Annotated in this window: 22 protein-coding genes; 13 read left to right on the top strand and 9 right to left on the bottom strand. The window is 53.9% G+C overall.

The features are described from left to right. The first annotated feature begins 5 nt into the window (after positions 1-5). Positions 6-3545, top strand: a complete 3540-nt coding sequence (locus tag ABDW36_RS11330) for a molybdopterin-dependent oxidoreductase (protein ID WP_343702010.1) — start codon at positions 6-8, stop codon at positions 3543-3545. Beyond that, positions 3514-4965 (top strand): rubredoxin, encoded by a 1452-nt coding sequence (locus tag ABDW36_RS11325; RefSeq protein WP_343702009.1) that lies wholly within the window; start codon positions 3514-3516, stop codon positions 4963-4965. Before ABDW36_RS11330 ends, ABDW36_RS11325 begins: the two co-directional genes overlap by 32 nt. Here the strand turns inward: ABDW36_RS11325 and ABDW36_RS11320 are convergent. Then, positions 4958-6166 carry a molybdopterin molybdotransferase MoeA gene (locus ABDW36_RS11320; RefSeq protein ID WP_343702008.1) on the bottom strand — a complete coding sequence of 403 codons (1209 nt, stop codon included), beginning with the start codon at positions 6164-6166 and terminating at the stop codon, positions 4958-4960. The genes ABDW36_RS11325 and ABDW36_RS11320 overlap by 8 nt on opposite strands. Before the next feature lie 35 nt (positions 6167-6201). Here ABDW36_RS11320 and moaC point away from each other — a divergent pair, with 35 nt between their 5' ends. After that, positions 6202-6681 (top strand): cyclic pyranopterin monophosphate synthase MoaC, encoded by a 480-nt coding sequence (moaC, locus tag ABDW36_RS11315; protein ID WP_343702007.1) that lies wholly within the window; start codon positions 6202-6204, stop codon positions 6679-6681. After that, on the top strand, positions 6665-7246 hold the full coding sequence (locus ABDW36_RS11310) for an NTP transferase domain-containing protein (RefSeq protein ID WP_343702006.1): 582 nt from the start codon (positions 6665-6667) through the stop codon (positions 7244-7246). Before moaC ends, ABDW36_RS11310 begins: the two co-directional genes overlap by 17 nt. On the opposite strand, the gene ABDW36_RS11305 is transcribed toward ABDW36_RS11310, so the two are convergent. Continuing rightward, positions 7247-7663 carry a molybdenum cofactor biosynthesis protein MoaE gene (locus ABDW36_RS11305; protein ID WP_343702005.1) on the bottom strand — a complete coding sequence of 139 codons (417 nt, stop codon included), beginning with the start codon at positions 7661-7663 and terminating at the stop codon, positions 7247-7249. A 9-nt stretch (positions 7664-7672) separates the two neighbouring features. Next, positions 7673-7906, bottom strand: coding sequence for a molybdopterin converting factor subunit 1 (gene moaD / locus ABDW36_RS11300; protein ID WP_343702004.1), 234 nt, complete (start codon positions 7904-7906; stop codon positions 7673-7675). A 55-nt stretch (positions 7907-7961) separates the two neighbouring features. On the opposite strand from moaD, the gene ABDW36_RS11295 reads away from it, so the two are divergent. Next, complete coding sequence (locus ABDW36_RS11295; protein ID WP_343702003.1) at positions 7962-8336, top strand: hypothetical protein; 375 nt, start codon at positions 7962-7964, stop codon at positions 8334-8336. Then, the gene (moaA, locus tag ABDW36_RS11290; protein WP_343702002.1) at positions 8330-9298 is read left to right on the top strand and encodes a GTP 3',8-cyclase MoaA; all 969 of its coding nucleotides are present in this window, start codon (positions 8330-8332) and stop codon (positions 9296-9298) included. Before ABDW36_RS11295 ends, moaA begins: the two co-directional genes overlap by 7 nt. A gap of 5 nt (positions 9299-9303) precedes the next feature. Here the strand turns inward: moaA and ABDW36_RS11285 are convergent, their stop codons facing one another. Both ABDW36_RS11285 and ABDW36_RS11280 read right to left on the bottom strand, forming a co-directional pair. Further along, positions 9304-10044: a sulfite exporter TauE/SafE family protein gene (locus ABDW36_RS11285; protein ID WP_343702001.1), complete on the bottom strand. Its 741-nt coding sequence runs from the start codon at positions 10042-10044 to the stop codon at positions 9304-9306. Positions 10045-10076: 32 nt separating this feature from the next. Continuing rightward, complete coding sequence (locus ABDW36_RS11280) at positions 10077-12488, bottom strand: ABC transporter permease (RefSeq protein ID WP_343702000.1); 2412 nt, start codon at positions 12486-12488, stop codon at positions 10077-10079. 187 nt (positions 12489-12675) lie between these two features. On the opposite strand from ABDW36_RS11280, the gene ABDW36_RS11275 reads away from it, so the two are divergent. Continuing rightward, the gene (locus tag ABDW36_RS11275) at positions 12676-13305 is read left to right on the top strand and encodes a hypothetical protein (protein WP_343701999.1); all 630 of its coding nucleotides are present in this window, start codon (positions 12676-12678) and stop codon (positions 13303-13305) included. Between the two features lie 7 nt (positions 13306-13312). Here the strand turns inward: ABDW36_RS11275 and ABDW36_RS11270 are convergent, their stop codons facing one another. Beyond that, positions 13313-14203 (bottom strand): aldo/keto reductase, encoded by an 891-nt coding sequence (locus ABDW36_RS11270; RefSeq protein WP_343701998.1) that lies wholly within the window; start codon positions 14201-14203, stop codon positions 13313-13315. 338 nt (positions 14204-14541) lie between these two features. On the opposite strand from ABDW36_RS11270, the gene ABDW36_RS11265 reads away from it, so the two are divergent. From ABDW36_RS11265 to ABDW36_RS11250, 4 genes are all read left to right on the top strand, one after another. Then, a complete protein-coding gene (locus ABDW36_RS11265; protein ID WP_343701997.1) occupies positions 14542-15408 on the top strand; it encodes a phytanoyl-CoA dioxygenase family protein in 867 nt (288 codons plus the stop codon). A gap of 27 nt (positions 15409-15435) precedes the next feature. Further along, positions 15436-16254: an SDR family NAD(P)-dependent oxidoreductase gene (locus ABDW36_RS11260; RefSeq protein ID WP_343701996.1), complete on the top strand. Its 819-nt coding sequence runs from the start codon at positions 15436-15438 to the stop codon at positions 16252-16254. Positions 16255-16330: 76 nt separating this feature from the next. Continuing rightward, complete coding sequence (locus tag ABDW36_RS11255; RefSeq protein WP_343701995.1) at positions 16331-16525, top strand: hypothetical protein; 195 nt, start codon at positions 16331-16333, stop codon at positions 16523-16525. 242 nt (positions 16526-16767) lie between these two features. Next, positions 16768-17733: a helix-turn-helix domain-containing protein gene (locus tag ABDW36_RS11250; protein WP_343701994.1), complete on the top strand. Its 966-nt coding sequence runs from the start codon at positions 16768-16770 to the stop codon at positions 17731-17733. On the opposite strand, the gene ABDW36_RS11245 is transcribed toward ABDW36_RS11250, so the two are convergent. After that, positions 17734-18621, bottom strand: a complete 888-nt coding sequence (locus ABDW36_RS11245) for a 3-hydroxybutyryl-CoA dehydrogenase (RefSeq protein WP_343701993.1) — start codon at positions 18619-18621, stop codon at positions 17734-17736. Between the two features lie 69 nt (positions 18622-18690). Continuing rightward, positions 18691-19329 carry a carboxypeptidase-like regulatory domain-containing protein gene (locus tag ABDW36_RS11240; RefSeq protein WP_343701992.1) on the bottom strand — a complete coding sequence of 213 codons (639 nt, stop codon included), beginning with the start codon at positions 19327-19329 and terminating at the stop codon, positions 18691-18693. A gap of 109 nt (positions 19330-19438) precedes the next feature. Between ABDW36_RS11240 and ABDW36_RS11235 the strand changes: the two genes are divergently transcribed. Together ABDW36_RS11235 and ABDW36_RS11230 are read left to right on the top strand one after the other, a co-directional pair. Further along, the gene (locus ABDW36_RS11235; protein WP_343701991.1) at positions 19439-20536 is read left to right on the top strand and encodes an Mrp/NBP35 family ATP-binding protein; all 1098 of its coding nucleotides are present in this window, start codon (positions 19439-19441) and stop codon (positions 20534-20536) included. Positions 20537-20590: 54 nt separating this feature from the next. Further along, positions 20591-21223, top strand: a complete 633-nt coding sequence (locus ABDW36_RS11230; RefSeq protein WP_343701990.1) for an FMN-binding negative transcriptional regulator — start codon at positions 20591-20593, stop codon at positions 21221-21223. Positions 21224-21288: 65 nt separating this feature from the next. On the opposite strand, the gene ABDW36_RS11225 is transcribed toward ABDW36_RS11230, so the two are convergent. After that, entirely contained in the window at positions 21289-22659 is a 1371-nt protein-coding gene (locus ABDW36_RS11225; RefSeq protein WP_343701989.1) for a Gfo/Idh/MocA family oxidoreductase, read from the bottom strand. Between the last annotated feature and the right edge of the window lie 22 nt (positions 22660-22681).

Here is a 22681-nt window from a genome sequence, read left to right as displayed (position 1 = left end):
ACAACATGCCGGATTCATTCAAAACAACCTGTTGCTACTGCGGTGTAGGCTGCGGCATTATAGTGCGGAAAGACAGGTTGGGAAAACTGACGGTAGAAGGGGACAAAGACCACCCGGTGAACAAAGGCATGTTATGCTCCAAGGGCATGAACCTGCACTACACCGTGATGGACACGTCTGACAGGCTGCTGCACCCGGAGATGCGCTACAACCGCGCTATGCCGCGGCAACGCGTTTCCTGGGAGCAGGCGCTGGAAAGAACGGCGGCGGTGTTCACGCAGATCATCCGCCGCCACGGGCCGGATGCTGTGGCCTTCTACGCCTCCGGCCAGTGCCTCACAGAAGAATATTACGTGGTCAACAAACTGATAAAAGGCTTTATTGGCAGCAACAATATAGACACCAACTCGCGCCTCTGCATGAGCAGCGCCGTGGCGGCCTACAAAATGGCTTTGGGAGAAGATGCGGTGCCCGGCAGCTATGAAGACATTGAGCAGGCAGACTGCATCTGGGTGGCCGGCGCCAACCCTGCCTGGTGCCACCCTATTTTATGGCGGAGAATAGAAGCCGCGCGCACGGCCAATCCCCGCCTGAAGATCATTGTGAGCGACCCGCGCATCACCCAGAGCTGCGCCATAGCAGACGTACACCTCCAGCTCAATCCGGGTATGGACATTGTGCTCCACCACGCCATTGGCCGCATCCTGATAGAGAAAGGCAACACAGACACCGCTTTCATTTCGCAACATACCGAAGGTTTTAACGCCTACCGTGAGGCTGTGATGCAGCGGAGCGTTGAAGAAGCGGCGGCCATCTGCGGCATATCAGAAGAAGACCTGCACCGCACGGCAGGTTACATTGCGGATGCGAACGGGTTTATGACCATGTGGACGATGGGCCTGAACCAGAGCGTGGTGGGCGTGCACAAAAATCTCAGCCTCATCAACCTCCACCTCATCACCGGCCACATCGGCAAACCCGGCAGCGGGCCTTTTTCCCTTACCGGCCAACCCAATGCGATGGGCGGCCGCGAAGTTGGCGGGCTAGCTAACCTGCTGCCAGCCCACCGCGTGCTGGATAATCCGCAGCACCGCAAGGAAGTACAGGAGTTCTGGGGCGGTACAACACTCTCTCCCAAACCCGGCCTCACCGCCACACAAATGTTTGAAGCGCTGCACAGCGGCCAGCTTAAAGCCATCTGGATCATGTGCTCCAACCCGTTGGTGAGCCTGCCGGATGCACGCTTTATGGAAGCAGCGCTGCAAAAGGCGGCCTTTGTGGTAGTGCAGGAAATATCCGGCAAGCCGGAAACACTCCGCTTTGCAGACGTAGTGCTGCCTGCCGCCGCGTGGGCGGAAAAGGAAGGCACGATGACCAACGCGGAGCGCCGCATCAGCTATCTTGCCAAAATCACCGACGCTCCTGGAGAAGCGCTGCCAGACGCGGAGATCATTTGCCGCTTTGCACAAAAGATGGGGTATCATGGATTTGATTACAAACATGTATCCGAAATATATGCGGAGCACAGCCGGTTAACTGCCGGTACCAATATAGACATTACCGGCCTTGACTACGACGTGCTCCGCCGGCAGCGCAGCGTGCAATGGCCCTACCCGCAAGGGGCAGATGGCCACGGTACGCCGCGCCTGTTTACAGATCATCATTTCTACACGCCTCACCGCAAAGCCGTGATCCACAGCTTTGGAGACGAAAACCAGTCCACACCGCCTGACCAACGCTTCCCCCTCATTCTCACCACCGGCCGCATCCGTGACCAGTGGCACACCATGAGCAAAACCGGCAAGGTAAGCAAGCTCAAACAGCATATAGACAGCGCCTTCCTGGAAATACACCCGGCAGACGCGCGGCCCCGCAACATACAGGAGAATGATATGGTGGAAGTAGAGAGCGGCAACGGCATGGTACGTGTAAAAGCGCGGCTGAGCAATACCATCAAACCCGGCGTGGTATTTCTGCCCATGCACTGGGGCAAAATACTCAACAATGATCTGAACAGGGCCAACAACCTCACCAATAATCTTGTAGACGCAATATCCAAACAACCAGACCTGAAATATACTGCCGTAGAAGTTGCACGTTACGAAAAACCGGTACAAAAAATAGCGATCATAGGTGCGGGCGCAGGTGCTTACGGCTTTGTAAAGGCATACCGCGCCCTCAACCAGCGGGACGAAATTACCGTATTCAGCAAGGAAGACCTGCCGTTCTACAACCGCGTGATGCTGCCAGACTACATCAGCGGCGCCAAACAATGGGCGCACCTGGTAAAGATGTCTGCCGCAGAAGAAACAGATTTCAACATCACCCTCCACCGCGGCCTCAGCATTGAAAAAATAGACCGTACCCAGCGCCGGTTGACGGACAGCAAAGGTAACACCCATCACTACGACGTACTGATACTGGCCACCGGCAGCCGCGCTGCCACGCTGCGGGACACGCCGCCCCTGCAGGGCATTTTCACCATGCGCAGCAGGATGGATGCCGACGCCTTTCTCCGGCACATCCACCCCGGCGGCGGAAAAATAGTGATAGCCGGCGGAGGACTGTTGGGCATTGAACTGGCCGCCTCCCTCCGCGAAATGGATATGGAAGTAGCGGTGATACAGCGCACCTCCCGCCTGATGGACAGGCAGCTGGACGCGCTGGGCGCGCAGCTGCTGCATGAGGAATTGAAAGACAGGGGCATCGATATTTTTTTTAACGATGAAATAGAGCAGTTTGCCGGCGCCCGGAAGGTAGAAGGCATACGCCTGAAAAGCGGCCGCAGTATTGCCTGCCAGGCCGTTGTAATGTCTATCGGCACGGTGCCTAACATTGAGCTGGCGCGGGCCGCGCAACTGGAGTGCAACCGCGGCGTAGTGGTGAACGAATACCTGCAAACCAGCGACCCTTCCATTTACGCCATCGGCGAAATTGCCTCCTGCAACAACATGCTGTACGGCATCACCGCCGCCGCAGAGCAGCAGGCAGGCGTGGTGGCCCGGCACCTGGGCGGCGATATTTCCGGTTATTACGAAGGCTCCCTGCTGATGAACATCCTCAAAATGCAGGGCATGGAGCTTTGTTCCATGGGCATGGTGGAAACCCCGCCAGACCCGGCGTATGAAGAAGTGATATTCATTGACAAAACGCACCGGTACTATAAAAAATGTATCATTCATCAGGACAGGCTGGTGGGCGCCATCCTCATCGGAGACAAATCCGAGTTCATGGAATTCAGCGACCTCATCCGCCAGAAAACGGAGCTGTCTGAAAAGCGGCTGCAGCTGCTGCGCTCCGGCGGAAAGGGAGCGGCCGTACTGGGCAAGCTGGTATGCTCCTGCGGTAATGTAGGAGAAGGCAACATACAGGAAAAGATCAGGGAAGGGCATACCACACTGGAAGGGCTTTGCCGCGCTTCCGGCGCCGGCCTTGGCTGCGGCAGCTGCCGCCCGGAAGTGCAAAACCTTCTGAGCGCCTGCAAACCGAAAATCAAAACACAAATGCGTACTCATGGCCCGGCAATCACAACTCATCCGCATTAACTTCAGGGGCGGCATTATTTCCCCTGGTTACCTGCAGCAACTGCTGCGCATAGCAGGCGAAGCAAAAGTAAAAGAGCTGCGCTTCGGGCTGCGGCAGGAACTGTTCCTGGAAGTGGCGCAAGCGCAGATCCAATCATTCACCGCTGCTTGCGAGGCCGCCAACATCACCTGGCATGCCGCTTCCCATCAGCATCCCAACATCACCAGCTCCTACCCCGGCGCCGGTATTTTCAACGGAGACGGCTGGGTAACCGAAGGCATCTATAAGGATATTTTCGACCTTTTCAATTACCAGCCTTCGCTCAAGATCAACATCTGCGACAGTCAGCAGACGTTCAGCCCGTTTTTCACCGGCCATCTCAACTGGATATCTTCCCCCTACCTCAATTACTGGTATCTCTACATCCGCCGGCCCGGAGAAGAACACACCTTCTGCTGGCCTGCGCTGGTGTATACCAATAGCATAGCCTCCCTCAGCCGCGAGCTGGAAACACGGCTGGCCGCCGAAACACCGGAAAGCATTGCCCAGCGGCCGCCGGAAAGCATCTCCCGCCCGCTTGACAAAGCGCTGGAGCTGCCGGCCTTTCACCTGCCTTACTACGAAGGTTTCAACCGGCAAGGCAATAATTACTGGCTGGGCATTTACCGGCGCAACGAATTTTTCCCGCTTCATTTCCTGGAAGATCTCTGTGCAATATGCCTGGAAACAGGCATTGGCCAGCTGTATGCCACCCCCTGGAAATCTGTGATCATCAAAAACATTGAGCCCGCGCACCGCAAGCTGTGGGACTATGTGCTGGGCAAATACAACATCAACGTAAGGCATGCCGCCAACGAGCTGAACTGGCAGGTGGCAGATAATTGTGAAGACAGCCTCATCCTGAAAAGGCACATCATCCGCCACTTCGACACGGCAGATGTGCGTACCTACGGGCTTTGTTTCAGCATACGCCTGCATGCGGCGGGCGGCCACTTCGGTTCCATACTGGTGCGCAAGCAGGAAGATAAATACAATACAAGGCTGAAATACATGCAGCGGTTCGAGATATTGTACAAGGCGGATTTTAATCCCAATGCCACGGAGCTGACGGTGTACAGGAGCAATGTGCTGAAAGAGCACCTGGGCCCTTACATTGTTTCGCTCTGCAAACACTATTACGAAAAAGGCAGCGAGCAGCCTGTATTGCAACAGTACGCGCAGCAGCAACTGCCGCCCGCTGCGGCGGCGGAAAAACCGGTACACCAGTGCCCGCATTGTTTTACGGTATATGACGAGGCCGCCGGAGACCCCTTGCGGCAAGTTGAGGAAGGCACACCCTTTGAAGCGTTGCCGGACACGTATGATTGTTACATCTGCGGGGCCGGGAAAGAAGAATTTATAAGCATTGCGGCCGCATCGCTGCGGCACCCGGCTACCTGAAGCGCCACACGGGAAAGCTATGTCCCTGCGGGAACACCTGCTGCTCGGCCGGCAAGGCCATAAAAGCATCCGCATGCAGCAGGCTGGCCAAATCTCCGGAGCCGTGATAGGGAACAGGCTTTGCGGTTAGCTGGCCGCTGTTGCGGGCAGACAGTTGAACCGGCAAATAATACTCCAGCGGTTTGTCAAACAGCACTTCTTCCTCCAGCACGGCGTACTCCTGTACAACCTCAGGGTACTGCAGGCAGGCTCTCAGCCAGGGCAGCACATAACGGTAAAAACACATGAAGCCAGACACCGGGTTGCCCGGCAGGCCAAACACCACGGGGCCGTTCGGGAAAGTACAGAAAAGAAAAGGTTTGCCCGGCCGCTGCTGCACTTTGTGGAACACCTGCTGAGCGCCCAGGCTGCGCAGCACTTCCGGCAAATGGTCAAAACGGCCGGCAGATACGGCGCCGGTGCAAATGAGCACATCGGCTTTTTTTACGATAGTTCCCAACGCCTCCTGCAGGTGCGCTACATCATCCATCAGGTGAACATATTCAGCCGGGAGGCCGGCCTGCTGCAAGGCGGCACGCAGGCTGTAAATGTTTGACATGCGTAGCTGATGAGGTCCCGGTGTTTGCGCTACCGGCACCAGCTCGTTGCCGGTGGCTACCAGTACAATATGGGGCAGGCGGCTCACTGTTACCTCCGTTTTGCCCACCGTGGCCAGCACACCCGCTTCCGCCGGGCCAACAAGGGCGCCGGGCTGCAGCAGCACATGTCCTTCGGCCACATCTGAGGCCCGGCGGTGGATGTGCTGGCCCTTGATGGCATCCTTCAGAATGGTGAAGCGGCGAAAGCCTTCATGTTCAGTAATTTCAAGGTGCTCATAAGGGATAACGGTGTCTGTATTTTCAGGCAATACAGCGCCCGTCATCACTTCCATGCAGTCCGCAAAATTGGCCAGCTGCAATTGCGGCATGCCGGCGGCGGCCACGTCTTCCAGCCCGAAAATGCGCTGGCCGCGCTCATAACTGTCAAAATGAATGGCAATGCCGTCCATCATCACCCGGTCAAATGGCGGGAAAGGGCGGTCTGCCGCAACGTTTTCCCGGAGCACCCGGCCGCAGGCCGCATCAAAAGCAACGGTTTCCGTGCCGAAGTCACGTACCGCTGCCATTACAGCAGCAAAAGCTTCTGAAACACGCATCATCATTTTAACTATTTTTGCCTGGATAAATTTATTCAATTATGGCCAATGCATCAAGCTTCACGCACCTGAACGAAGCAGGAAAACCGCAGATGGTGGATGTAGGTGATAAAAACCCCACCGTGCGCACCGCTGTGGCGGAAAGCCGGGTGCTGTTGCCTCCGCCCGTACTGCAACAACTCAACGGGCAGGAGCTGGTGACCAAAAAGGGCGCCGTGTTCCAGACTGCGGTGATAGCGGGCATTATGGCCGCCAAAAAAACGCCGGAGCTGATTCCGCTCTGCCATACATTGCTGCTTGACAAATGTGATGTGCAGATTACGGTACAGGATAGTGAGGCCGTGATACGCTGCACGGTGAAAACCACCGGTAAAACCGGCGTGGAAATGGAAGCGCTCACCGGCGCCAGCGTAGCCGCGCTTACTATTTACGATATGTGCAAGGCGCTCTCCCAGGAAATGGTGATACGCGAAACGAAACTGATCAGCAAAACCGGAGGCAAACATGACATCCACCAATAACCTGAAAGGCCTGGTATTGTGCGGCGGCCGCAGCACGCGCATGCAGCAGGACAAAAGCGCCATCACCTATCATGGCAAGCCACAGTGGCAATACCTGTCGGAACTGCTGCAGGGCTTTCTGCCGGAGGTATACCTCTCCTGCCGCGCAGAACAGCTGTACCCCGGCTGGGACAAGGTGATCACAGACAGTGTAGAAGGCGCCGGCCCCTCAGCCGGGCTGTTGAGCGCTCACGCCTTTGCACCAGGCGCGTCGTGGCTGGTGCTGGCCTGTGACCTCCCGCTTATCAGTCCCCGCAGTGTAGATTACCTCTTGCAGCACCGCCAGCCGCAAAAGGCCGCCACGGCTTTCCTCAGCCCGTTTAACAATATGCCGGAGCCGCTGATAGCCATCTGGGAGCCGGCGGGGCTTGCGCAACTGGAGAAAGATTTCGGGGAAGGGAAAACCTGTCCCCGTAAAACGCTGAACTATGCCGATACGGCCATTCTCCACAATCCTTTTGCGGATGAACAGTTTAATGCAAATACGCCGGAAGAAATGCATGCAGCGCTGAAGCAATTGCGCTGATCACGGATGTGCCGCCACCCACACCTCACCGTCTTCAAAAAACTCCTTTTTCCAGATAGGTACCGTTTCCTTGAGGGTGTCTATAGCAAACTGGCAGGCCTCAAACGCCGCCGCCCTGTGGGCCGCCGCTACTGCAATAACAACTACCACCTCGCCGGGCAGCTTCTCCCCTTTCACGTGCAGGATGGCCATGCGCTGCACCGGCCATTTTTCTTTGGCCGCCTGCACAATTTTGTCCATTTCCAGCAGGGCCATGGGCTCGTAACATTCAAAGAAAAGCTTCAGCACAGGCCGCTGCTGCGTCTGGTTACGAACGGTGCCGGTAAACGTAACAATACCGCCGCTGGCGGGAGATTGTACAAAATCAACCGCCTCCTGCACCGTAATGCTGTGGTCTATCCTCGTCCAGTGTTCCATATGTAAAAATTAACCGCCGCTGAGAGGGGGAATAATGGCAATTTCGTCTCCGGGGGCCAGGGGCTGCCCATCCGGCGCATAGGTCCTGTTCACGGCCACCATTACGGCCCGCAGGTTTTTCATGGCTGGGTACTGCTGCAGCAGCCAGGCCCGCAGCTGCCCCACATCCGGCAGCGGCTCCGCAATATCCAGCGTGTTCGCTGCCGCAATTTCCTTCATGATGCCGAACAACAAAACTCTCATGCAATAAAGCTACATAATTTCTTAACTTTAGTGTGGCTCATTTAAATAAAATCACATGAAAATAAGGATCAGGGGCAATAGCATCAGGTACCGGCTGGACAAGGCAGACATAGCCGTACTGGAAGCGAAAGGGAAAGTGGAAGAGCATACCCGCATAGGTGCTCATTCCCTTCACTTCTGCGTGCGCTCCAAAGAAGGCATTCAGCAGCCATCCATTCAGCTGGAAGGCCCGGCAGTGCATCTGGCGGTGCCCGCAGCGCAGATACAGGCCTGGACGGGCAGCAACCTCACCGGCTTTGACGCCGTTATCTCCAACCCTGACGGTTCGGAGCTGAAAATACTGGTAGAAAAAGATTTTAAATGTCTCACAGAGCGGGGCGAAGATGAAAGCCTGGCATTTGAGAACCCGCTGAGCAGCCATACATGCTAAAAGACGCACACCACCGCAGCATTCAATACGTACGCCTCTCCGTAACGGACCGGTGCAACCTGCGCTGCACCTATTGCATGCCGGAGCACATGCAGTTCCTGGAACGGGACGCGCTGCTTTCTTACGAAGAAATTGAACGCACCATGCGGGTACTTGCATCGGCCGGCGTTACCAAACTGCGCATCACCGGCGGCGAACCTTTTCTCCGTAAAAACCTCCTGCACCTGCTGGGAAAACTGGCGCCGCTTACTGACATCTCCATTACCACCAACGGTGTGCTCACAACACCCTTCATACCGGCGCTCAAAGAGCTGGGCATCCGGAAAATAAACCTCAGCCTTGACACCCTGCAGGCAGACCGGTTTCTCCGCATCACGCGGCGCAACCGCTTCACCCAGGTGATGGCCACGCTGGAAAACCTGCTGGCCCACCAGATGGACGTAAAGGTGAACATGGTGGTGATGGACGGTATGAATACGGATGAGCTGCATGCCTTTGCCGCTCTCACCAGGGAAAACCGGCTCTCCGTAAGGTTTATAGAAGAGATGCCCTTCAATGGCCAGGGCAAGGGCTTTTCCGGCATCAACTGGCATTACCGGAAAATACTGGATACGCTGGGGGAACAGTATACGCTGAAAAAAATACAGGACGAAGCAGGGAGCACTTCCCTCAATTACATCATTCCCGGCCACCTTGGCACTGTAGGCGTTATACCCGCCTACAGCAGAACGTTCTGCGGCACCTGCAACCGCCTGCGCATTACGCCTACCGGAGGGGTTAAAACCTGCCTGTACGGTGATGATGTGATGAATATCCGTGACAGCCTGCGTAGCGGCGCTTCTGATGCAGCATTGCTGGAAGCGTTACAAACTGCGGTATGGCATAAAAAGAAAGACGGGTTTGAAGCGGCCGCCGCCAGCCAGCGTTCCCAACATGAAAGCATGTCTGTGATAGGAGGATGATGGCCTTACACCTTCGTGATCAGCAACCTCACTCCTGCATATAAAATCAGCAATGCCGTAAAGCCCTCTACCCACCGGGGCTTCAACCAGGCAGCACTCACCCGCGACCCTACCTGTCCGCCCACTATCACTGCAGCCAGCAAAGGCAAGGTAAAGTTCCACTGGAAGATCATGGCTCCTTTTGCCGCCTGTCCGGCCAGGCCAGCTATGGAATTGACGAGAATAAAAAAACTGCTCAGGCCCGCAATGTTCTTGGGCGTATCATACCTGCCCAGGCGCAGCACCGGCGCCAGGTAAATACCGCCGCCTATGCCCGTCATGCCAGACAGCAGGCCAATGCCGCCGCCTACCAGGCTATAGGCAAATCCACCCTTGGTTTTGATGTGGGTTTGTTTTTCGAAGAACATGCGGTAACCCATCAGCAAGGCGGCAGTGGTGAGCGCAATGCCCAGCAGGAGAAAAAACGTTTGTTGACGAAGTGGGAAATAACTGCCCAGGAATGCCGCCGGCACACTGATAATACTGAGTTGCAGCGCTTTCTTCATGGGCAGGTGGCCATTACGGGCAAAGTGATAGACCCCGCCGGTAACCACGGCAATATTGCAGAACAACGCCGTAGATTTCATGAGCAGGAACCCCACGCCCCACAGCGCCATCAGTGCAAGGTAGCTGGAGCCGCCGCCGAAGCCGGCGGATGAATACACTAAAGCAATGGCAAAAAAGAGCAGGCAGAGTTCGATCAACATGAAAACAATGATACAAAATCATGCCCACATTTTCAGTCTGACTTAAGGCTCTGCACCGGGTTCATCCTGCCCGCCTTGATGGCCTGGAAACTGACGGTGAACAGGGCAATAGCCACTGCTATGACGCCTGCTATAATGAATACCCAGGCGCTCACGTCAATACGGTAGGCAAAATCTTTCAGCCAGGTGTTCACCCCCAGCCAGGCCGCGGGCCAGGCAATCAGGTTGGCAATGATGACCAGCTTCACAAAATCCCGGCTCAGCATGGTTACAATGTTCTGCACGCTGGCGCCCATCACCTTGCGGATGCCGATTTCCTTGACGCGGCGCTCCGCCGCAAAGGAAGCCAGGCCAAACAGGCCAAGGCAGGAAATGATAATGGCCAGGCCGGCCAGTACGCCTACTACGGTGCTTACCTGCTGATCTGCCTTATAGATCTGTTCAAACTGCTGGTCAAGAAAACTGTATTTGAAGGGGTGGCCGGGCGCCTGCCGGTTCCACACGCTTTCCACAAAACTTACCGCTTCTTTGGCGCGGCCGCCGTCAATACGCACGCATATTTCGCTGTAGCCGAAATCTTTCTGGTTGAACATCATGAGGGTCTCAATCTTGTGATGCAGCGAGTTGAAATTGAAATCCTTTGCCACGCCCACTATCCGGCCGCTGGAGTCAATGCCCATATAACCGAACATTTTGCCGATGAGTGACTCCATGGTAGCGCCTTTCTTGTCTTCCTTCAGCAGCTCGCGGGCCAGCGTTTCATTGATCACGTACTCTCTCCCGTTGTTGCCCACGTCTGTTGAGAAATCCCTGCCGGCAATAATGGGTATTTTGTAGACACGCAGATAATCTTTATCTACCACTACGCCTGAAGAAGTCAGCTCCCGCCGGGGCCCGTTGCCGCTGTGGTATACTACCCCGGCCTGGTGAATATTGCCGCCCAGCCGCTGTTGTGATGCCGTAACGCCGCTCACGAGGCTGCTGCCCAGCAGCTCCTGTTTGATCACGTCGTACTTGCGATTCGTTTCACGGTCAAGGCCGATCAGCATCACCTGTTCCCCGTTAAAGCCACGGTCTCTCGTTTGCATAAAACGCAATTGTTTGAGCGCAAAAATGGTGGCTATAATGAGGAATACGGCGGCGGTGAACTGCCCCACCACCAGTATGTTACGCAGTGTACCGCGGTTGCGGCCGGTTTGTGGAGAGCCTTTCAATACCTTTACCGGTTCAAAGGAAGCCAGGTAGCCGGCAGGGTATAAACCCGCCAGCATACCTACCAGCACGGTTGCCGCAATAATACCCGGCAGTGCAAAAGGATTGCTGAAAAGCGGTAATTCAATATTCCGGTTGCTGAAATCAGACACCCAGGGCAGTACCAGCCAAACTACGAGCAGGGCCGCTACCAGCGCCAGTAAAGACAGCAGGATGGATTCTCCCATAAACTGCCAGCTTAACTGGCCGCGCCGTGCCCCAATGGCCTTGCGTACGCCTACTTCCCTGGCCCGCTCTGAAGACCGCGCCGTAGAGAGGTTCATGAAATTGATACAGGCAATGACCAGTATGATAACGGCGATAATAGAAAAGATATAGGTGTACCGCTGGTCAAACTTCTTTGCATTCAGGTAGTCATGCGTAATGTTGGTAGAGCCGGCGTGTACGGCAGATAATGGTTGGAGGAACAGCTCATAGTTTTTCCACCGGTCTCCTTCCTGCATATGCCTTTTCAGATAAGCGGGGAATTTGCGCTCCAGGGCTGCCACGTTCGTGTTTTTCTCCAGCACCAGGTATGTGGTGAGCCAGTTGCCGCCCCAGTTCTGAGACATGCGGGGATTGTAGATGGTGCTGAAAGAAACCAGCGCATCAAACTGCAAGTGCGAGTTTTCCGGTACGCTCACCACACCTGTTACCATCAGCGCCGTAGTGTCACCAATATAACGCATCACGGTTTTGCCAACCGGGTCTTCATTCCCGAACAGGTTCCTGGCTGTTTTCTCCGTGAGCACAATGCTGTTCGGCTTCATCAGCGCACTTTCCCGCTGGCCGGCCGTTACTTTAAAATCAAATATCTTCAGGAAGGTAGAATCTACAATAAAAAGGCTTTCCGCAAAGATGCGTTTGTTATTGTAGTTCAGGTCAACATTCCCGTTGCCGCTTACCCTCACAAAGTCTTTTACCTCAGGGAACTCTTCCTTCAGTGTGTTGCCCATCGGGTACATACTGAGGGCCACATTTTGCGGCGCCACCATGCCTTCAAACTTCTGTACCTCACAAAGCCGGTAAATGTTTTTGCTGTGCATGCCGTCAAAGCCCTTTTCATAGATCACGAACAGCAGGATCACGATGCAGGCAGCCATACCGATGGCCAACCCCAGGATGTTGATAGTGGAATAGGTCTTGTTCTTCCACAGGTTGCGCCAGGCAGTTTTGAGGTAGTTGCGGAACATAGTACGGTTTTTGAGTGTGGTTAACCGGATGCAACAAACGGGATACCATGTATGAACTTATTGATAATCAAGACATCCCATCTTTCCAAGTATTGAGCTTGTCCGCTTTCGGAACAGCAGTTGTCCGGAAATGGACATTCAGCAACAATCCTGGCAGTACGGATGTTGTAAGTAAAACCTACCGCTCATGAAAAACATCACAAGGCTGCTGTTGCTCATGTTACTGTGTGCCTGCAGCACTCCCACACAGGTTACCAATTTCTGGAAAACCAATGAGCCTGTTAATAAAACTTACCACACTGTTTTTGTGGCTGCGCTGGTGAACAGCGTGAACGCAAAGGCGTCCATTGAGAACAATGTAGCCGCCGCGGCCGAAGCCAAAGGGCTAAAAGCCATTAAAAGCGGGGATATTTTCCCGCCTAATTTCACGCGTGAAAAAGCGCCCAGCCGGGAAGCCATGCTGCAAAAGTTACGGGAACTGGGCTGCGATGCCATTTACACCGTTACGCTGGTAAAAAAAGAAAGTGAAAGCCGTTATGTGCCGGGTTCCGGCCCCTATGCGCCTTATCCGCGCTTTGGCTGGTACGGCAGTTTCTGGGGATATTACAATTACTGGTCTCCCATGATGTATAACCCTGGTTATTATACTACAGACAAAACGTACTACATGGAAACCAACCTGTATGATGCTGAGACTGAAGCGCTGCTCTTTTCCGTACAGTCTGCCACGTTCAATCCAGCCGGCGTGGACGATTTTTCAAGGAGCTACACCAAAGCCATTGTACATGAGCTTACCACACAAGGTCTGCTGAAGTAAAAGGTGGTTATTTATGCTGGTCATAATCCTTGATGGGGATAGACGCGGTGAGCTGCTCATACTCCGCTTCGTTCAGCCGCGGCGCATTGGCGGTGGCCTCTTCCAGTTGCTCCATGGTGCGGATGCCCACTACGGCAGAGGCTACCACGGGGTGCATCAGCACATATTTCAGCGCCGTTTGCGCCAGAGAACGCTGCGGACCTGAAAGGGCCTCCACCGCGTCTTTGGCTTGCTGCACCTCCGCTTCGCTGTAAGACAGGTAAGGCTCCGCGGGCTTGTTGATCAACAAGCCTTTTGCTACGCTGCCCCGCGCCAGCACGCTGATACCATGGTGCTGCAGCAGTGGCAGGCAGCTTACTTCCGGCCGCCTGTCCAGCAAACTGTACTGCATCATCACACTGACAATATTGGAGCGCCGGGCGTATTCCCGTATCACATTGGGGCGTATGGAGGAGATGCCGTAATAGCGGATCTTCCCTTGTGCTTTCAGCTCCTCAAAAGCCGAAATGGTCTCATCAATCGGATCATCTATAGTGCCGCCATGTAACTGGTAGAGATCAATATAATCTGTGCCGAGCCTTTTCAAGCTGCCTTCCACACAGGAGAGGATATAGTCTTTACGCGGGTTCCAGTCCCAGCCGCTGCCGTCTGCCCGCCACTGGTTACCTGCCTTGGTGGCTATTATCACATCTTTACGCTTGCCCCGCAACGCTTTGCCTACGGAGCTTTCATTGAAACCCTTATCATAAAGGTCTGCCGTATCAAAATAATTAATGCCGCGCGCAATGGCGTGGTGAAGCAGCTTCTCGTTCTCCGCATCGTTCATGCCAAGTGACATGCAGCCGAAAGACACTTCGCTGATCTTCAAATCGGAACGGCCTAATACCTGGTAGTTCATAGTGCATGCATTGTATTTTCAAATGTAACACCATTGCGCCGTTAGGTAAAACTTTTCAGCAAAAATGCCCGCGGGTAAAAAAAAAATTTTGTGGTGTTGTTTTTCCCTTTTACATTTGTCTACAAGATTGGTAGACTAATAAAATTCCAACCATGACAGCACACCACACATCGCCCTCCGCAAGCTACCTGCAGGCAATAACCGTCATGCGCCCCGGTGCATGTTGTTGTTGCCGCTAACCACTGCTTTTCAAAACATTTGCACCAACCATTCATTTTTTCCTGCACCGCGGCAGGCCCGTTCATCGTATTTCAAAAACCAGCCAAACTTTTTTTATTATGAAAAAAGCAAACCAACCTGTGTTCCATTTTGAGGGCGCCATTACCCCGTCCCAACTGCAACACTTCCGTAAACACGGCATCATCCAGTTCAGAAATTTTGTAGACAAGGCCACAGTAGCACGTTTCATCCGGGAAACAGAGCAGGTGCAGGAGCAGCTGCTGCGTTATGACATCCGGAAAGTGAATGGCATTCCCCTGAAGTTCGGTCAGGATGATGAAGGCCGGCCTTTCATCCAGCGCATTGCATTTGCTTCGCAATATAGCAGCGTGCTCAGTAATTTCCTCAAAGACAAACGGCTGGATGCACTGAAAGTGCTGCTGCAGCCTTACAACGGGCGCATCAGCGAGAACGAGAAAGACGGGCTGGTGGTGAACCACTATCTCAACACGGAAAACAGCCAGTTCAAACAACTGGGCTGGCATACAGACAGTCCGCGAGACCTGTTCCTGGGCAGCCGTATTATGCCCATGCTGAACGTGGGCCTTCATCTTGACGATTGCCCGCATGCACATGGCGGTCTGCGGGTGTTGCCCGGTACGCACCGGCAAGGCTTATTCCGCCTGCTGTTCAGGAAAAAATATTTTATTGATCATCAACCAGATAAAAAGGAAGTGGGCTTCGACATTGAGGCGGGCGACCTCACGATCCACGACGGGCGGTTATGGCACCGTGTACAGCAGTCGCCGTTCACAGGAGAAAAAAGCCGGCGCAGGGTGATGTACATCCCGGTGATTACCGGGGCGTACCAGCCCAAACACGCCGGCAGCCCCACTCCTTTTTACCACCGGCTGGCACAGATCAGGCTGCGCCCTGCGCCGGCGGCAAACACAGCGCCGGTGCCGGAGCTGAATGTACGCGCCTGATCCTCCATCACCTGTTAAAACAACAACATGTCATATGCTCTCATTACCGGCGCGGCCAAAGGAATTGGCAGGGCCATTGCAGCCTCTCTGGCGGAAAAGAAATACCGCCTGTTACTGGCAGATATAGACGGCCCTGCGCTGCAACGCACTGCGGCAGACCTGACGGCGCAGTACCGGGTAGACGTTCAGTACCTGCAGATAGACCTTTCGCAGCCCGGCGCGGCAGACCAGTTGAAGCTGTGGACGGGCGGCTACCACCACCTGCTGAACGTGGTGGTGAACAATGCCGGGTACGGCCTCAACGGCCGCTTTGAAGAACTGCCGCTGGAAGCGCAGCTCAATATCATAGACCTGAACATCCGCACGCAGGTAGCCGTTTCTCACGCATTCATTCCCGTGCTGAGGGGCTTTCCACGCTCCTACCTGCTGAACGTGGGCAGCACTACAGCCTTCCAGTCTGTACCCTACCTCAACGTATACGCCGCTACCAAGGCTTTTGTGCTCTCTTTCACCCGCGGCCTCCGCCATGAGCTGAAACAATCTCCTGTTTCCGTCAGCTGCCTCATACCCGGCAGCACAGATACAGCGTTTGTAAATCGTGCAGGCATGGGCGCGAGTACGCTCAAAATTGCACGACGTTTCAACATGACGGCGGAAAGCGTAGGAAAAACCGCTGTGGAAGGCCTCTTTGCCGGTAAAGCCGAAATTATACCCGGTTTTACCAACCGGCTCAACGCACTGTTGCCGAAATTTTTCCCGAAATCTTTCGTGGAAGAGATTGCCGCCGGCATCTACCGCCCGCAGCCTGAAAAAAACCTCCTGAATCCCATTCCCGGTGGTGTATAAATACTTTTTAATTTAAATTATTTTATTATATTTAGCTCAGCGACGGGACCACATAGAACAAGGAAACATCAGAGCTATGAACGAAGAAACAAACAAGCCGCTGAACATCATTGACAACCTGAAGTTAAACCCACCTGCAGAGGAGGAAAAATTGCAACACATGAAAGGAAAAGACTGTCCGGCCTGCGGGGCGCACAGCGCCAAACAGGCGGGCCTCACCCACTGTGCCTATTGCGGGTACGAATTTGAGAATTCCGGCAACAACACCTGACAGACAACTGGCCACATGCCGGCCATGAGGAAGGCAGTATTTCCTATTGCCCCATACAATAAAAGGTATCCGCGCCCAGCAGATACCTTTTTTTGTTGTCAATTAATCGAACGGCGAAAGTCAGCCTTTTATACAAAATTAAGGGGAACGGAACACCCGGACAGATGGCAATAAAGTCAATAAAAGGGGGCATTTGTGCCAATAAAATACCTTACCTTAGGGTCAGCTATTCCCCAAAGATTATGAAAAAAGTATCTGTTTTATTAAGCCGGAAGTACCGCCACATCAGTATTGCGGCTATTCTTGACGTATTCCAGACCGTCAACGCCTTTTACAATGACAATACCGGAGAGGCTTTCTTCGATCTTACGCTCGTGAGCCCGGAGGCAGAGCCGGATTCCCGGCTGCTGTATGATATGTACCAGCCCGTACCCCTGCACAAAGCCCCGCAGGCAGACCTGGTGCTGGTGCCCGCCTTTCAGCCCGGAGACATGGTGACCCATTTACAGGAAAATGCGCAATTTCTGCCCTGGCTGCAGCAGCAATTTAAGGGCGGCGCAGAAGTGGCCAGCTTTTGTACGGGCGTATTCATGCTGGCGGCCAGCGGTCTGCTGCAGAATAAAAGCGCTACAACCCACGTAACCGCCGCCGGAGAGCTGGCGCGCAAATTCCCGGAAATCAAAGTGCAGCCCAAGGCCATAGTAACAGACGATGGCGGCGTTTACACCAGCGGCGGCGCCACCTCTACCTTTCACCTGCTGCTGCATATCCTTGAAAAATACTGCGGCCGCAAGGTGGCCATTTATGTAGCCAAACTGTTTGCTATTGACATGGACCGCGAGCAGCAATCTTATTTTGCGGTATGGTCTCCCTCCCACCGGCACCAGGATGAGCTGGTGTCTGAAGCGCAAATGCGTATGGAAAATCGCTTCCGCGACCGGGTAACGGTAGAAGAAGTGATACGTGACCTGCCGGTGAGCCGCCGCAACTTCATCCGCCGCTTCAAAATAGCTACCGGCATTACGCCCATTGAATACCTGCAGCGCATACGTATTGAAGCGGCCAAAAAGCTGCTGGAGCAGAAGCAGGAAAATATTACCGGTGTAATGATGCATGCCGGGTATGAAGACGCCAAAGCGTTCCGGCAGGTATTCCGCAAAATAGTAGGCCTTTCCCCCAAAGAGTACCGGGCCAAATACGCAGGTTGATCAGGAAAAACGCTCGCTCACGGTCAGTTCCTTGCTGCCGGTAGTGTAGGTGTAAAACCCGGCGCCGCTTTTCACGCCTAGGTGCCCGGCCGTTACCATGTTTACCAATAGCGGGCAGGGGGCATACTTCTGGTTGCCGAAGCCGGTATATAGCACGTTCAGAATGGAAAGGCATACGTCCAGCCCAATGAAATCAGCCAACTGCAGTGGGCCCATGGGGTGCGCCATGCCCAGCTTCATCACCGTATCTATTTCCGTAACACCCGCCACGCCTTCGTACAACGAATAAATAGCCTCATTGATCATGGGCATCAGGATGCGGTTGGCAATAAAACCAGGATAGTCGTTCACCACGCAGGGCACCTTGCCCAATTGCACGGAAAGATCTGTGATCTGCTGCGTAACGGCCTTTTCCGTGGCATACCCGTTAATGATCTCAACCAGTTTCATGACCGGCACGGGGTTCATAAAGTGCATGCCTATTACCTTGCCGGGTTTGCTGGTAACAGCCGCTATTTTGGTGATGGAGATGGAGGAGGTGTTGGTGGCCAGCACGGTGGCGGGGCCGGTATGCTCATCCAGCTCACGGAATATTTTCAGTTTGAGATCTGTGTTCTCCGTAGCAGCTTCCACTACCAGCTGCACGTCTTGCACGCCGGAAGAGAGGCTGGTAAAGGTTTGCAGGTTGGAAAGGGTTTGCTGTTTCTTTTCCGCGGTAATCACTTCTTTGGCAATCTGCCTGTCAAGGTTTTTCCCGATGGTAGCCAGCGCCTTGTCAAGCGCGGGTTGCGCAACATCAACCAGGTGAACGGAAAAACCATGCTGGGCAAATACGTGTGCAATACCGTTGCCCATGGTACCGGCGCCAATCACAGCTATTTTCTGCATAAGGAATTATTTTGGTGAATGGTTGAATAAAGCGGCAATTTAAGGAAAAACCATTCACAAGGCGCGCCGCTAATCTTTCCGCTTGAAGTCTCCCCGCTTCCAGGATTCTATGAACTGCGCCCAGGCCAGGGGGTTGAAGATGTTTTGCGGTGGCGTTTGCCCGGCGTAGTAGAGAGACTGCTGCTGTTTCTGCATGAACACGTTGTATGCGCCGCCCGCGTCTATAGGCATAGACTTGGCCAGTGCCCTGAGTTTGGCGGACTCGTTGTTTTTGCGGGCTATTTCATACATATCGTTCGGGATGTCCATGCTCACAAACAGTTTCTCAAATTCCCTCCGGGAGGGATATGGCTTGATGATGGTCTCTGCCAGGTACACGGTGTCTTCCGTCATCAGCTGTATCATGGAAAAACTGTTGCCGATAAGGTCTGTGGGGATCTTGTAATCTTTTTTCCTGAAACCGATGGCGCTGAAGGTAAGGGTATCTCCCTTAAAAGCTACAATGGAAAATACGCCCTGGCTGTTGGAAATAGTACCGCGGTTTTGCCCTTTCACCAGTATGCTCACGGCCGGAATGGCCCGCAGGCTGTCTGCCGTCATGGTAATACCGGAAAGTTGTATAATGCTGTCTTTGAACGCCTTGAGCTGCGCTTTTAACAAAAACGGCAGAAACAGCAGGGAAAAAAGTATGATCAGTCTTTTGTGCATGCAGCTACTAAGATATAGAGTTCCACCCGGAAACCCGAATATAAAACCGACAAATTAAACCTCATTTTAGGTTAACTTTGCTGATCGGAAACAATTTTAACAACAATTTATGATCACAAAAGAGAAGGTACTTGAGGCCCTGTCAAATGTGGAGGAACCCGATCTGGGCAAGGATCTGGTGACGCTCAACATGGTGAAGGACATTGAGATCGATGGCAATAAAGTTAAATTTACGGTGGTGCTGACCACGCCCGCCTGTCCGTTGAAAGAAATGATCAAAAACGCCTGTGTGAACGCTATAGTTCACCTGGTGAGCAAAGATGCGGAGGTGGATGTAAAAATGACAGCCAACGTAAGCTCTAACCGCAAAGACGGGAAAGCGTTGCTGCCCAACGTTAAAAATATCATTATGGTAGCCTCCGGCAAAGGAGGTGTAGGAAAATCTACCGTGGCTGCCAACCTGGCGCTGGCGCTGGCCAAAGACGGCGCCAAAGTGGGACTGATGGATGCGGACATTTACGGCCCTTCCGTTCCCATTATGTTCGGCGTACGCGGGGAAAGGCCCATGATGGTGAATATTGAAGGCAAGGGCATGATAGCTCCTATGGAAAAGTTCGGCATCAAATTCATGTCTATCGGCTTGCTGGTAGACGAAAAACAGGCTATTGTATGGCGCGGGCCCATGGCCAGCAGCGCGCTGAAGCAGTTTGTGACAGACGTGTACTGGGATGACCTGGATTACCTCATCATAGACATGCCCCCCGGCACCGGAGACATTCATCTGACCCTGGTGCAAACCGTGCCTGTAACCGGCGCTATCATTGTGACCACACCGCAGGACGTGGCCCTGGCAGACGCCAAAAAAGGCATCAGCATGTTCAGCAGCCCGCAAATACGCGTGCCTATTATTGGTCTTGTAGAAAACATGGCCTATTTCACGCCCGCGGAACTGCCCAACAACAAATATTACATTTTTGGCAAGGAAGGCGGCAAACGCCTGGCCGAAGAGCTGGAAATCCCCTTCCTGGGCCAGATACCGCTGGTACAAAGCATTCGCGAAGGCGGAGACGAAGGCGTACCGGCCGTTGCCGGCGGCGATGCCGTTACCCAGCAGGCTTTTGCGGATTTTGCCGGCACTGCCGCCCGCAGCATAGCCATGCGCAACGCCAACATAGAGCCCACCCAGGTAGTGGAAATCACAGTATAGATCATTCATGGCCCGGCGCCTGCATGCGGCGCCGGGCATTTATACGCCAACATTATGTACTCCCCAAAATATAACCAGGAAAAAGACTGGAACACCGTTGCAGATTTCATTCGCCAAAACAGCTTTGCCCTGCTGGTAAGCGTGCAGAACGGACTGCCGGAAGGGACGCACCTGCCTATTGAGCTGGAGGAGAAAACTCCGGGCCAGGGAGACTTTGTACTGCGCGGTCACATTGCCAATGCCAACCCGCAATCACATACTTTCACCTCCGGCCAAACCTTTATGGCCGTGTTTATGGACCCGCACAGCTATATTTCTTCCTCCTGGTACGCCAAAGAGAAGATCCCCACCTGGAACTATATTGCCGTGCACGTATACGGCCAGCTCCGCATACTGGAAGAGGGGGAACTGCTGCAATCTCTCACCCGCCTGATGGACCGCTATGAGGCGGCTTCAGCACAGCCCGTTAAAATGACTGACATCGGGGAGAAAGAACTGCGCAATAACCTGAAGGCCATTACCGGCTTTGAGCTGAGCATAGACCGGGTAGATACCCGTTTCAAGCTGAGCCAGAACCGCAATGACCAGGATTATTTCAGCGTAACAGACCATCTCAGGGCGGCGGGAGATGACCACTCCCGGCGTATTGCGGAGGAAATGGAGAAGCGGAGGGAACGGAACACCTAAATCCATCCATAAAAAAAGCGGCATGAAAAACACTCATGCCGCTTTTTTTTATCTGAATATGTTCGTTACAGCGTAAACACTTTCCCTCCCACCATCACATCTTGCTTCGCTTCGTCAAAAGTAGCTTTCATACCAGTACGGTACGCTGCTGTACCCATAATGAGCGCAATGGAATGGGAATAGGCCGCTTCAATGGGCGCGTTGGTATTCACATCCTGCTTGCGCACGCACTCCATCCAGTTGCGCACGTGGGCCAGGGTGGTATCGTCACCGCCGGTGTTGGCGCTGGTTTCTACGGCTGCGGCAGTGGCAGAAAGGTCCATGCTGGGCAGCAGGTTGGCCTTCATACCCATCTCTTTCGCTTCTTTTTCGCGCAAGCCGCCGGTGGGGCTTATTTTATTGGTGCTCATGTCTATCATGCCGCCATTAGAGTAATACAGTTCTTTGGTGCCGCCCGCGGAGTTGTGGAAGCGGGAGCTGTACACTACCTGAAAGCCGTTAGCGGGGTCATTTTGCGGGCCGTAGTCAAACACCGCGGTGAGTGTGTCTGCATTGGTACGCCCGTCTTTCCACTGGTAGATACCACCGTTGGCCACCGCGCTGCGCGGGTGTTTCAGGCCGCTGAACCAGTGTACGGTGTCTATCTGGTGCGTCATCCACTGCCCGAAAATGCCGGAAGAATAAGGCCAGAAGAGGCGGTACTCCAGGTATTTGCGCGGATCCCAGCTGTCTTTGGGGCGGCTGCAGAGAAAACGGTTCCAGTCCACATCAGATTCTTTAATGATCTTCGTCAGCTCCGGCCTGCGCCAGCGGCCCGGCTGGTTTACGTTCCAGGTCATTTCCACCATGGTGATGGGGCCAAACTTGCCGTCTTGTATGAATTTGGCGGCGGCATGGTAAGACGGGCCGCTGCGGCGCTGCGTACCCACCTGGAACACTTTTTTGCTTTCTTTCACGGCCTTCAGCGCATTGCGCGCGTCTTCCATGGTTTCGGCAAAGGGTTTTTCGCAATACACGTCTTTTTTGTTCCGTACCGCCTCAATGGTATGGAAAGCGTGCTGAAAGTCTGCCGTGGCAATCATCACAGCATCGAGGTCTTTTATACGGTACAGCTCATCATTGTTCACACAGGCCTGTACGGAATGGCCCATTTTTTCTGAAAGTATGCTCTTGCCTTCTTCGCGGCGGCGGTTCCAGATGTCTGAAACGGCCACTATGTCAAAGTTCAGTTCCTTATAATTTTTCAGGAAGCTGGGCATCAAAGCCTGGAGGAAACGGTCTGAAAAACCCACCACGCCTACATTTACACGGTCGTTGGCGCCCAATATGCGGGCGTAACTGCTGGCGGGCATGCCCATGGCGCTCAGGGCCACACCTGCCCCTCCCATCATGGAGAGCTTCAAAAATTCGCGGCGGCTCTTATTGGTTTCTGTCATTTTCTTAACTGTTTTTATACGT

It is taken from the genome of Chitinophaga sp. (assembly GCF_039596455.1).
GTDB lineage: Bacteria > Bacteroidota > Bacteroidia > Chitinophagales > Chitinophagaceae > Chitinophaga.
The sequence above is the reverse complement of the archived record's forward strand: the minus strand, read 5'-3'. Positions and strand labels throughout refer to the sequence as shown.